The 12,296-nt window shown below is 34.0% G+C and carries 9 protein-coding genes; 6 read left to right on the forward strand and 3 right to left on the reverse strand.

Annotated elements, in window-relative coordinates; genetic code table 11:
* Positions 1 to 113: 113 nt before the first annotated feature.
* Entirely contained in the window at positions 114 to 998 is an 885-nt protein-coding gene (locus OH814_RS18635; RefSeq protein WP_308829195.1) for a DUF4349 domain-containing protein, read from the reverse strand.
* A gap of 68 nt (positions 999 to 1,066) precedes the next feature.
* Here OH814_RS18635 and OH814_RS18640 point away from each other — a divergent pair, with 68 nt between their 5' ends.
* The 6 genes from OH814_RS18640 to OH814_RS18665 all read left to right on the forward strand — a co-directional run bounded on the left by OH814_RS18640 (position 1,067) and on the right by OH814_RS18665 (position 9,368).
* Complete coding sequence (locus tag OH814_RS18640; RefSeq protein WP_308829196.1) at positions 1,067 to 2,134, forward strand: DUF2891 domain-containing protein; 1,068 nt, start codon at positions 1,067 to 1,069, stop codon at positions 2,132 to 2,134.
* Between the two features lie 6 nt (positions 2,135 to 2,140).
* Entirely contained in the window at positions 2,141 to 2,992 is an 852-nt protein-coding gene (locus tag OH814_RS18645) for an AraC family transcriptional regulator (RefSeq protein WP_308829197.1), read from the forward strand.
* Between the two features lie 92 nt (positions 2,993 to 3,084).
* The gene (locus OH814_RS18650) at positions 3,085 to 4,395 is read left to right on the forward strand and encodes a TolC family protein (protein WP_308829198.1); all 1,311 of its coding nucleotides are present in this window, start codon (positions 3,085 to 3,087) and stop codon (positions 4,393 to 4,395) included.
* A gap of 24 nt (positions 4,396 to 4,419) precedes the next feature.
* Positions 4,420 to 5,535 (forward strand): HlyD family secretion protein, encoded by a 1,116-nt coding sequence (locus OH814_RS18655; RefSeq protein ID WP_308829199.1) that lies wholly within the window; start codon positions 4,420 to 4,422, stop codon positions 5,533 to 5,535.
* A gap of 94 nt (positions 5,536 to 5,629) precedes the next feature.
* Entirely contained in the window at positions 5,630 to 7,222 is a 1,593-nt protein-coding gene (locus OH814_RS18660) for an MFS transporter (RefSeq protein ID WP_308829200.1), read from the forward strand.
* 262 nt (positions 7,223 to 7,484) lie between these two features.
* Positions 7,485 to 9,368, forward strand: coding sequence for a PEP/pyruvate-binding domain-containing protein (locus OH814_RS18665; protein WP_308829201.1), 1,884 nt, complete (start codon positions 7,485 to 7,487; stop codon positions 9,366 to 9,368).
* Positions 9,369 to 9,827: 459 nt separating this feature from the next.
* Here the strand turns inward: OH814_RS18665 and OH814_RS18670 are convergent, their stop codons facing one another.
* Positions 9,828 to 10,385: a DUF4956 domain-containing protein gene (locus tag OH814_RS18670; protein ID WP_076559686.1), complete on the reverse strand. Its 558-nt coding sequence runs from the start codon at positions 10,383 to 10,385 to the stop codon at positions 9,828 to 9,830.
* Positions 10,386 to 10,640: 255 nt separating this feature from the next.
* Positions 10,641 to 12,095 carry a sigma 54-interacting transcriptional regulator gene (locus OH814_RS18675; RefSeq protein WP_308829202.1) on the reverse strand — a complete coding sequence of 485 codons (1,455 nt, stop codon included), beginning with the start codon at positions 12,093 to 12,095 and terminating at the stop codon, positions 10,641 to 10,643.
* Between the last annotated feature and the right edge of the window lie 201 nt (positions 12,096 to 12,296).

Genomic DNA, 12,296 nt, shown 5'->3' on the forward strand with positions numbered 1-12,296 from the left:
TCAAAATGCTCAATCAAGAGTTCAGGTAAAAATAATTTGAGGAGTTCGGCATCGTTTAACATTCCACAAAATTATCAATATTTTTTTTCTCCCCAAGTTTTGTGATTGATCCATTATTCTATTTTCTTTTTGTTTCTCCATTTTTTCCAGATTAAAATAACAAGTGGGATTAATAAAAAGAATGGCCAAAGAGAAATAATTCCAAGGAAAAATGCTACAAAACTGTTCCAGCCTTCTGTGAAAGAATCTCCGAAAAGATTTCCAAAACCAATTTTCGAAGTTGCAGAGCTCCTTACTTTTTCTTTGTACAGCATTAAATTCAAGGTACTATAATTTACTCTATCGTCAATAAAGCGAAGTCTGCCTTCTGCAACGTCGATTTCATCTTCAAGTTCACGAATGTTTTCCTGAATTTCCAGCATGTCTTTCGTAGTTTTTGCATTTCGAAGCATATCTCGGTATTTTTCGAGATATATTTTTTTGTTGGCTAATTTTATTGAAACATCGGTGTATTCCTCGGTTACGTTATTGGAAGCAATATTTTTTGATAAAACAGAACCAATTCCGTTTGAAAAAGAATTGATTAAAGCATCAAAATTTTTATGTGGAACACGGATGGTGAAAAACTGCCTTTCATCAATATCAGTATTATTAAAACGTTCAGTTTGTATATAAGCGTTGTTGCTTTTTATAATTTCATTGACTTGTTGATGTGCTTTTTTAATATCACCCACCTGAATATCAAGATCGCCATTTTTGATAACTTTTTTAACAATAATAGTATTACTTTGTAATGGAGAAGATTTTGGTTCTGTATTGACAGATTTAGCCGAAACCATTGCATCTACGGGTATTTCTTGAGCAGGTGAAGCATTTATATCCATTACTTTATCTTCTGAGATAATCTCAACTAAATCAGATTTTATTTCTTGTGGATTGCCAGATTTATTGCAGTTAATAAGAATTAAGAGAAATAAAGGGATAAATAATTTTTTCATAAATCGATTTTGTGAATTTGAGCAAAAACTATGCTTAAAATCTAGAATTACTTTTATATTTTTATTGAATGAAAAAAAGTCTTTTAGCATTGGCATTTTTACCGGTTTTAATTTTCGCTCAGGAAAACCCCAAGTTGACGGATGAAATGGCAATAAAACTATCCGAAAAACCGCTTCATTGCATCAATCAGGAATATCCGAATAAAACGGCACACATTATTAATAATGCTAATGAAGTGATTTTGACACCGAAAGATCTTCATCCTAGTTTTTATGGTTGTTTTGATTGGCATAGCTCCGTTCATGGTCATTGGATGCTAGTTCGATTGCTAAAAACAAAACCGAATTTATCAGTTGCTAAAGACATTGAAAAAATATTAGACAATTCATTTACAAAAGAAAATTTACAGACTGAAGCTGATTATTTTACGAAATATCAGTTAACAACGACTTTTGAAAGAACTTACGGTTGGGCATGGTTATTAAAGTTAGATGAAGAATTAATGACCTGGAACCATCCGAAAGCTAAAATCTGGCATCAGAATCTAAAGCCTTTAACAGATAAAATTCTGAGCTCCTGGAAAACTTATCTTCCGAAGCAAACGTATCCCAACAGAACTGGTGTTCATCCCAATACGGCTTTTGCAATGGTTTTTGCATTAGACTGGGCAAGAGCAACAGGTGATAAAACTTTTGAAAACGAATTGATTGAAAAAGCAAAATATTTCTATTTAAATAATACCAAAACTCCGGCATATCTCGAACCGGACGGCTCTGATTTTTTCTCGCCAAGTTTGGAAATTGCAGATTTAATGAGAAGAATTCTTCCTCAGAAAGAATTTGTAAAATGGCTTGACCAATTTTATGAAAAAAGAAGTATTGAGAATATCGAAAAAATTCCTGTAGTAAGTGATTTGAGCGATTATCAAACCGTACATTTAGTTGGTTTATCTTTCACTAAAGCTTGGTGTATGAAAGGCATCGCAAACTCTCTTCCAGATAATCATCCACTAAAAAAGCAATTCCAAAATACGGCAAATATCTTTTTAAACAATGGTCTTCCCTTATTATTTCAAGGGAATTATGGTGGAGATCATTGGCTGGCAAGTTTTGCGGTGTATGCTTTGGAAGATTAAATTGAAATGGATAAAATGACTGCTTTAGAAAAATTTGGAGTTGATGTTTTTACGCAACATAATATTTTCGAAAGAATATCTGTGGATAAACCTTTCCGCCCAGATAATCCGGCTTTTATCTTTATTAAAAGTGGGTCTATAAAGCTTCGTCAACATTTCAACGATCTTGAGCTTACTGCCAATACATTTATGGTGACAGATCCGCAAACGGTTTATGAGATGATTTCTGTGAGTGATGATTTCCAATCGAGAATGGTTTCTTATAAACGTGAATTTATTTCTGCTTTGTCGTTGAAATTCAATAGGTTGATTACGTACCGGTATTTTCGACAGCAAATGAATGTAGGAGTTCCTTTTTCTCAGAATGATTTGGATTTAATTTGGAAAAGTGTCAATTTTTTAAAATATATTTTAGATTCTGAAACCGAAATGACTTATAAAAAAGAGATTGTAGAGCATCTTTTTTCGGTGTTCTGTTATCAGATAGCAGGAATTATTTCTAATGAAGATAGCCGTGCAATGAATCAGATGTCGAGACAGCAAGAGATCGTTTTTGTTTTCCTAAATGATTTATCGTCTCACCATCTTAATAATAGAACAGTAGAGTTTTATGCCGAGCGACAGTCGATTACAACCAGACATCTTTCATCGGTTGTGAAGTCGGTAACAGGTAAGTCGGCAAGTCAGATTATTGCTTCTATTGTAATCAATGAAGCAAAGGTCTACTTAAATTCTTCAAAAATGCCTATTGCAGAGATTTCTACAATACTTGGTTTCAGTGATCAATATTCTTTTTCTCATTTTTTTAAGAAACATTTAGATATAAGTCCGACTCAGTACCGACAACAATATCAATAACTGAATCCTACATTTGAACATCTTTTTCCAAAATTCAAACATTTGTTTGAATGTATGCATCGCCTAACTTTGCATCTGTAAAGCAAGGTAAAATGGTAAAAAACATAAAAACAGCACTATCAGTTTTGATAGGTCTTTTTCCTGCGCTGTTTTTTTCACAAGAAATAAAACAGATGACAGCGAGTGAAGTTGCCGAATTGGCAATTCAGAATCATCAGCAAATTAAAGTTTCTGCTCAGAATATCGATATTGCAAAACAGCAGACAGATATTACAAAACTTCAGAAACTTCCTACAATCACAGCTTCTACGAGCCAATTTTATTTGGGAAATGTGATCGCAATTGACAAAGATTTCTCGAATTCAACGACTATTCCGATGCCGCATTACGGAAGTTCGTATACTGTACAGGCGACTCAATTGATTTTCAAAGGCGGATTGGTCAATAAGTCTATTGAATTGGCAGGACTTCGTGAACAGCTTTCGGAATTAGATTTAGAGAATAGAAAACAGGATATAAAGTTTTTGGTGATCTCTAATTATTTAGACATTTATAAAATTTTAAATCAGGAAGTTGTCATTCAAAACAATAAAAAGCTGGGCCAGGAAAGGCTGAAAAATATTCAAAAATTTTATCAGCAAGGAATGATTACCAGAAATGAAGTCATTCGTGGCGAATTGGCGATTAAAAATTTAGACCAGGGAATGCTAACTTTAGTCAACAATAGAAAAATCCTCAATTATAATCTGAATATTGCTTTAGGATTAGATTCTGAAACACAGATTATTCCCATAGAAAATTTAGGCAATAAAGAAACCGGAATCGGGATGGATTATTATCTGAATTTGGCTCACGAGAACAATCCACAAATAAAATCTGCAAAAACCAACATTGCCGTTGCCGATAAAAATATAGAAATCATCAAAACGGATAAAATGCCGACAGTTTCAGGTTTTGGAGGTTATAGTTTGCAACGGCCTATTACGACAAGAAATCCTGTGTTGGATATGTATTCAAGCGGTTGGCAAGGTGGGGTTTCTTTGAGTTATAATATTGATAATTTATATAAAACCAAAGAAAGAGTGAAGCTTGGTGAGATGCAGAAAAATCAGGCAAATGATGCGATGACATTGGTACAGCAAAATCTTGATATGGCAGTGAATGCAGCATATACAAAATATCAGGAAGCGATACAGCAGGCTGAGATTCTGAATGATGCTAAAAATTTGGCGGATGAAAACTACAAAATTACGGAAGCCAAATATCTGAATCAATTGGCTGTACAAGCAGAAATGCTTGATGCACAAAACCAAAAACTGCAGTCGGAATTAGATTTTGCCAATGCAGAAATCAATGTTCTGTATCAATATTATAATCTGCTAAAATCTACGGGAACACTTTAATTTTTAAAACTGAAAATCAAAATAATGGAAAACAAGGAACAAAATACTCAAGATACACAGCCTGCAGTTTCAAGTGCAGAAGCTAAGAAAAAACAAAATAAAAAGAATAAAATAAGAGCCATCATCTCAAATATTATTGTTTTTCTGGTGATTGGTTTTGGACTGTTTTGGCTGATTCGTCAATATTTTCATATCGGCGATAAAACCTATACAGAAGCTGCTCAGGTGGAGGAATTTATAAATCCAATCAACACACGAGTTTCAGCTTATATCAAAGAAATTAAGTTCATCGAACATCAACAGGTGAAAAAAGGCGACACTTTGGTCATATTGGATGAGAGAGAAATTATGACGCAGCTTGGTCAGGCAGAAGCTGCTTATCAAAATGCTTTGGCACAAAAATCGGCGACAAGTTCATCGGTAAATACAGTTTCCAACAATGTAAGTGTTATGGAATCTAATATTGCCGGAGCAAAAGCCAGACTTTGGAATGCCGAACAGAATTTAAACAGATACAAAAACCTTTTAGCTTCGGAAGCGGTCACAAAACAACAATTTGACCAGATGAAAACAGAGTATGATGCCCAAAAAGCAGCATACGAAACATTAGTCAATCAAAAGCAGTCAGCCAATCTTTCTACAACCGAAGTGAAAAGCAAATTAGGAATCAACGATGCAGAAATCAAAAGAACAAAATCTGCGTTGGAAATGGCAAAAATCAATCTTTCTTATACCGTAATTACTGCGCCTTACGATGGCGTGATGGGAAGAAGAGTAATTTCTGAAGGTCAGCTGATTCAGCCGGGACAACAGGTGGGAACCATTGTTTTAAATAATCACAAATGGGTTACTGCCAACTTTTTGGAAAGCCAGATGCCGAATATTAAAATCGGACAAAAAATCATGATGACCGCAGATGCTTTGGGTGGAAAACAATTTGAAGGAACGGTAACTGCAATTTCTGCAGCAACGGGTTCGAGATATTCTAGTGTTCCAACAGATAATTCTACGGGTAACTTTATTAAAGTGCAACAGAGAATTCCTGTAAGAATAGAATTTACATCATCAAACAAAAAAGAAGATATTGCCAAGCTGAGCGCCGGGATGAATATGAATGTTTCTATTTCAAGTAAAAAGTAAAAAGTAAAAAGAACCAAGTAAGATGTATAAAAATCTTAAGTAGTTCAATAACTTGACTCTTTTACCTTTCACTTGGCTCTTAATAAATAAAAAAATGTATAACAAAGGTCTTTTCAGCGATTGGGTTCCGAAACCTGTTCAGCTGTTAATTATAGTTTTATTGCTTATTGTCGTGATGCCTTTAGGAGGCGTTTATACGGGAAATTTGAGTTTTATGGTCAGTGGAACCGGTCAGCTTACCGAATATTTTATGTGGGCAAATTATGCCACAACAATTGGGATGGGTGCTTGTATGCCGGTCGTTCTCAGATTTAAAATGCGATATAAAGTACGTGATAAAGTAGTGCTTTTATTGGTACTTTTAGGACTGCTAAGTTACATTAACGGAACTACGATGGAGCCTGTAATTATCATTGCAAGTGCTTTGGTTATTGGGTTTTTTAAAATGATGATCACGATCGAGCTTTTTCTTCCTTTGATGGCAATGATGGGTGGAAGAGGGGTTTTCTATGGCGTATTTTATACATTTGTTTTGAGTTTGACACAGATTTCTGGTTATTATGCGGTAGAAGTTTCGATGCTTTACAATTGGCAGCAGTTTTTCGTTATCGCAGCGTTTTTATGTTTTGTAATGGCTTTGATTTGCTGGATTTTTATGCACAATAAATATTTTGCTTTAAAAGTTCCGTTGCATTATATCGATTGGCTGAGTATTCTGTTATTTGTTTCCACTTTTATGTTTTCGGCTTACGTTTTTTCATTTGGAAAACAGCAGGATTGGCTGAATTCTACAAGAATTATCAATGCAAGTATTGCCGCGTTTGTAAGTTTTGCTTTGTTGGCAATTCGTCAGATGACTTTAAAAAGACCTTATTTATCTTTTAAAATCTTCAAGCGAAGCAATGTTCAAAACGGATTGTTTATGCTGTTTTGTTTGGGAATGTTTTTAGGAACCGCTTCCATTCAAAATATCTTTTCGGTCGGAGTTTTAGGATATGACCAATTGACAAATGCTAAACTGAATCTGATGATGATTCCCGGATTAATTCTTGCCGGAATTGTCGCTGTTTATTGGTTTAAAAAAGAGAAACCTCTCAAAATGTTCATCTTTTCAGGGTTTTCCGCGATGATCGGTTATGCTATTATTATGTACTTTTCAATGGTTCTCGAATTTAATTATGAGAAATGGTATTTGCCGATGTTTCTGAAAGGTTTTGGGATGGGCTCGCTCTTTATTTCCGTTTGGTATTATACTTTAGATAAGTTGGAACTCGATGATATGTTGGCGGCCATCGGATTGGTTTTGGTTTGGCGTACATTCCTTGCGGTAGGATTTTTCTCAGCATTATTTTCATGGTTTCAATATCAGTTTCAGATCGAGAGTTTGGGCAATTTAGCAGTCTATTTAGATGGAATGATACTCACTCCGCAAGATCTTTCGGCCAATTTAAAAAGCATTCAACTAAACGCAATTCTTTCTGCCAACAAGAAAATTTTCGGTTACATCATCGTTGCAGGTCTTGGAGTATTGCTGTTCGTTTTAACCCATCATTTTGGGGAAGAAAAATTCAAATATCCAAGATTTATAAGACTCATCAATGGTAAATCGGTCATTGCCAGAAGAAGATTGCAGGAACGCAAAAAGTTATTAGAAGAAATAAAAGATGCGGCAGGACCTGTCGTTTAAAGATACCTTGTTTTCACTTGTAAAGTCTCGTTTTATTTTCAAAGCGGGACTTTACTTTTAAAATACAGTCATCAAAAGTAAATATTAATCATTATTTATTAATCATTACCGATTACTTATATTTTCCGGAGCTTTTTCCCGCTATCCACTATATCTTTTGTTCCGCTTTGCTTCACAAAAGGATGTCGTTTCTATCGGGGCTAATTACTATTTGCCACATTCAGGATAATGTCTACATTTGTGAGGTAATCTTCACAAACACATGAAAAATATTTTAGTATTCTTATTTCTCACTTTGTCACTTTTATCGTATTCGCAGGATAATTATGTGCATTCTATTACCAAGAAACAGCAGTTTCTAAATCTTGCAGGAAAACCGCTTACAGATAAGTTTACGAATATGAAATCTGTAAAAGTGGTCTACGACTACGGTGCGAAAAAAATGTATTTCTTTAACAGTACAAGATATACCTATCATTACGATTTCTGCGTGCAGGTTTTGGGGTATAGCCAAGAAATTGGTGAGTTTAATAAAGAATCTTACAATCCAACCAATAAGAGAACTTATCTTCTTGCCAATATTAATTATCTGGAAGATTCTGATGATTGGGTGATGGAACTGGCTGCGTCAGACGAGATGAATGCAAGTTTGATCAATTTCTTTTTTAATGAAGTCAATAAAAATGTGTTTTTTAAAGATAAGCTTAAGTTTTATCTGAATTCTCCGCATGTAATCGGCCTAAATTCAAAAAAAATGTTGAAAATTCCAACTGTTTTCTCAGATTTTATTTTTAAAAGAATTACAGAACAGTCGATTGAAAATACTTCCAGTATCGGGATTCTTAAAAAATATGATTTACGGAAGAAGGAAGATTTTAATCCTAAAGCTGATGAAATTATCATCATTAATACAACTCCCGAGTTTATTCCAACCGTTCGTGGAATTATTATTACAGAACTTCAAACCCCTTTAAGTCATTTGGTTTTGCTGGCAAAAAACAGAAATATTCCGGTGTATGTTGATACAAAAGTTTGGGAAAAGCAATCAGTTAATAATCTTTTAGGTAAGAAAGTAGAATTGATTACCAAAGAAAATTCTTATTTATTAAAAGCTTCACAAAAACCAATTCCAGTTAAAAAAGCGGTGAAAGAAATTATTCTGAAAAGAGACCTTTCGGTAACCGATTTAGTTGATCTGGAAACCGTAACGCCTTTAAATATTGTCAATTCTATCGGATCAAAGGCTACAAACCTTGGACTTTTAAAGCAGATTCAAAAAGAAATAAAGTCCTATAAAACTCCGGAATATGCCTTTGCAATTCCGTTTTATTATTTTGATCAGCATATTAAGGATAATCATTTTCAGGATAAAATCAATGCATTGTATGCGATTCCGAAAGATTCTGTGAAACTTTTAGAAAAGGAATTAAAAGCATTTAGAAAAACGGTGAAAAATTCTAAAGTGAATCCTGAACTTTTAAAGAAAATAGAAGAAAAGCTCAATGCTCAAAATGATTTTAAAAACTTTAGATTCCGTTCTTCAACCAATGCTGAAGATATGGAAGGATTCAACGGGGCTGGATTATACGATTCTAAAACCGCGATCATCGGAGACACTGAAAAAACTGTAGAAAAAGCTATTTTGGAAGTCTGGTCAAGTTTCTGGAATTTCCGTGCTTTTCAGGAACGTGATTTGTTTGGAATCAATCATGAAAGCTGTGCAATGGGCGTGTTGGTACATCGTTCTTTCCCGGATGAGAAAGCTAATGGAGTTTTGGTTACAAGAAATTTATACCGCGACCGATATGCAGGAATTACCGTGAATGTTCAGTTGGGTGAAGAATCTGTTGTAAAACCTGAACCAGGCGTAACCTGTGATGAATTTTACTGTCACAATTTCAACGGATTTGGTTCTTTTGTTGTTGATTATCGTTCTACATCAAGCCTAAATAACGGAAAACCTATTCTTACAGAAACTGAAATTAAAAAGTTATTTGATATTTCTCCTGTTTTAGAAAGAAAACTTTATCTTCTTTGGCAGAAACGAAAAATGGCCAAGAGAAGTTATCCTTTAGATATTGAATTCAAATATTTGGGTGATGAAAAGCAATTGTATATTAAGCAGGCAAGAGCTTATATGGATTAAGTTTTCTCTCGCAGATTGAGCTAATTTCGCAGATCATTAAATTAAAAATCTGCTCAACTTGGATAGTCCTTCATAATAAAATAACGCATATTCTTCAAGCTTAAGCAACTTGTTTGCTACTCTTTGCCCCTTAAAATAAGAAATTGTTTTATTAAACTTTGCGTGGCAAAAAAATCATTTTCATTTAAAAAGCTAAACCACTAAAATTGGTTAGGCTCTAAAATAAATGTTTTATAAGTGTTCATAAATTTTGATTAGATGAATTGAGTTTTAAATTTTCACGGTTTATAATAAACGCAAAGATGATGTTTCTATTATAATAAGTAAAGGAGCAAAGATAAATCAATAAAATTGATTTTATAAAGCTTACTAATATTCCTTACGCTTAAGCGACTTGTTCGTTATTCTTTGCTTCTTAAATATGCTCCAGTTTTATTAAAACTTTGCGTTATAAATGCATTAATGCGAAACCTTTAAAATCACAATATTATCATTCAGATTAATACTCTTAATATTATAGCTGAAATTTTTCAGTTTGGTTTTTTCGGTTAAAACTCTTTTACGTTCTGCTTCTTCAAGCTGAAGGAAATCTAATGAAGAAATAACTTCAATATAATTTTTTTCAGAAACGATAGGTGACTTTTTTTCAAAATAATTTAAGATTAAATAAATCACAACAATTGAAATATTGATTCCTAAAAGAATTTCAAGGTTTTTAATGGGTAAAAGCCCATCTAACAATGAAAGTGTGATGGAAACAAAAAGGAAAACAATGGTCTGAATGGTAAAAGTTTCCGTTCTGAAACGAAGGATTGAAAAGATGGCAAAAAGACCAAAACCCACTCCGAGACTATATTCGGCTTTGGTAAAAACCAGACACATGAAAAATGTGCAGACACTAATCAATCCTAGCAAAGGATGCAGCCTGATGTTACGGTTTCTGTTTGAAAAATAGTAAAGAGTGAAAATCGATATGCAAAGTATCGCTAAACGTTCAAAAAGTTCCTGTAATTCCAAAATTGTGCTTTTAGTTTTGACAAATATACAATTTAGAATGAATGATTTTTAGAAAAAATGAAATTCGTCAGTTCGAGTGTTTTTCCGTAACGAAGAGAAGGAAAAATATATCGAGAACTTTTTATAATGCCTGTTCTCGATACAAAATTCTTTCAGAATTTTTACTCGAACTGACGTGTACATAAAAAACAAAAAAAGGAAGCACAAATCTCAAAGATTTATGCTTCCTCTATATCATAATTATTGTTTCAAAAATTAATTTCTGAACAATTGTCTTACATCTGCAGAATCAAAAGTATACGCTGTTGAATTTTCAGACTTATCTAATTTTTTACTGATGGTCAAAGCCCATAAAACCAATTCTTTACAGAAGTTTTTATTTTCTTCATTGAGTTCAGAGGCATTTTCTTCAACAACGGTTGTTAAAGGTGTAATGCTGTTGAGTTTCTTATAGAATTCTTCATCCGTATCCGTATAATTAAGTTCCAGCTGATTTTTGTTGAACCATTTGATTAAATCAGTGTATGGCGTCTTGATGCCCTCTTTTTCTAATTTTGAAATGCGTGGGAAAATACTTTCAAACTGTACCATCACGGCTTTATCAATCAAAATTTTGGCAACATAATCAGCACCTTCCTGTTCGCCTTCGTAAACCAATTCAATCTTTCCGGTAATTGAAGGAATAATCGACATGAAATCAAGCAGACGAACAGTAGTTTTTTGAGCATCAGATTCTATTAAACGTAATTTTGCTGCAGCAACAAGGTTTTCCATCGCACTGATCGTCAATCTTGCACTTACACCACTTTTCGCATCTACATATTCGCTGTCACGGGCTGCAAAAGCAACTTCTTCTAAAAGATTTTTCGCCAAATCCGGAATTTGAATCTGTTTTTTATCTTCAACAGAAATCTGAGCTTCCTGTTCGGTGATTTGTTTTGCTAAGGCAATGGTTTTCGGATAATGCGTGAAAATCTGCGATCCGATTCTATCTTTCAACGGCGTTACAATACTTCCTCGATTGGTATAATCTTCAGGATTTGCCGTAAATACAAACTGAATATCAAGCGGCATTCTCAATTGAAATCCACGAATCTGAATATCGCCTTCCTGCAAAATATTAAATAAAGAAACCTGAATTCTAGCCTGTAGATCGGGCAATTCATTTAAAACAAAAATGGAACGGTTGGCTCTTGGAATCATTCCGTAATGCAGAACACGTTCGTCAGAATAAGGAAGTTTTAAAGTTGCTGCTTTAATAGGATCGATGTCACCAATTAAATCGGCAACATTCACGTCGGGAGTTGCCAGTTTTTCAAAAAAACGATTGGAACGGTGAACCCAAGAAATCGGGGTTTCGTCGCCTAGTTCAGCAATCAGATCCCTTGCAAATTTTGAAATCGGCTGGAACGGACTGTCATTGATTTCAGAGCCATTTACAATCGGCATATACTCATCTAAAAGATTCACCATACTTCTTGCAATTCTGGTTTTTGCCTGTCCGCGTAAACCTAATAAATTGATGTGATGGCCTGCTAAAATCGCCTTCTTTAATTGTGGAACTACAGAATCTTCATAACCCCAAAGTCCTTCAAAAACCGGCTCTTTAGCTTTGATTTTTGCAATCAAATTTGCCTGAATTTCCTGACTGATGGTTTTATCTGTATATCCTGATTTTTTTAATTCTTTAAATGTAATATCGTTTTTCATTTGTTGTAATGATGTTGTTTGTTAATGGTTGGGTGTTGGAAGATGGAGGCTTGATGTTCGAAATTTTTAAAGACATTTTGTTTTCTCCAACTCTAAAGGGAGCAAAAATCTCATTAAAATTTCATCAAAATTACTCCCTTTAGGGTCGGGGAAATAATTTTGATGAAATTTCCACATTGATTTCCTGCTTCAAGCTTCCAT

Source organism: Chryseobacterium sp. CFS15, from assembly GCF_031118795.1.
In the GTDB taxonomy this organism is placed as follows: domain Bacteria; phylum Bacteroidota; class Bacteroidia; order Flavobacteriales; family Weeksellaceae; genus Chryseobacterium; species Chryseobacterium indoltheticum.

Coding starts and splice junctions, on each gene's coding strand:
- OH814_RS18635 (WP_308829195.1), bottom strand. CDS start 998: ATGAAAAAATTATTTATCCCTTTATTTCTCTTAATTCTTATTAACTGC.
- OH814_RS18640 (WP_308829196.1), top strand. CDS start 1,067: ATGAAAAAAAGTCTTTTAGCATTGGCATTTTTACCGGTTTTAATTTTC.
- OH814_RS18645 (WP_308829197.1), top strand. CDS start 2,141: ATGGATAAAATGACTGCTTTAGAAAAATTTGGAGTTGATGTTTTTACG.
- OH814_RS18650 (WP_308829198.1), top strand. CDS start 3,085: ATGGTAAAAAACATAAAAACAGCACTATCAGTTTTGATAGGTCTTTTT.
- OH814_RS18655 (WP_308829199.1), top strand. CDS start 4,420: ATGGAAAACAAGGAACAAAATACTCAAGATACACAGCCTGCAGTTTCA.
- OH814_RS18660 (WP_308829200.1), top strand. CDS start 5,630: ATGTATAACAAAGGTCTTTTCAGCGATTGGGTTCCGAAACCTGTTCAG.
- OH814_RS18665 (WP_308829201.1), top strand. CDS start 7,485: ATGAAAAATATTTTAGTATTCTTATTTCTCACTTTGTCACTTTTATCG.
- OH814_RS18675 (WP_308829202.1), bottom strand. CDS start 12,095: ATGAAAAACGATATTACATTTAAAGAATTAAAAAAATCAGGATATACA.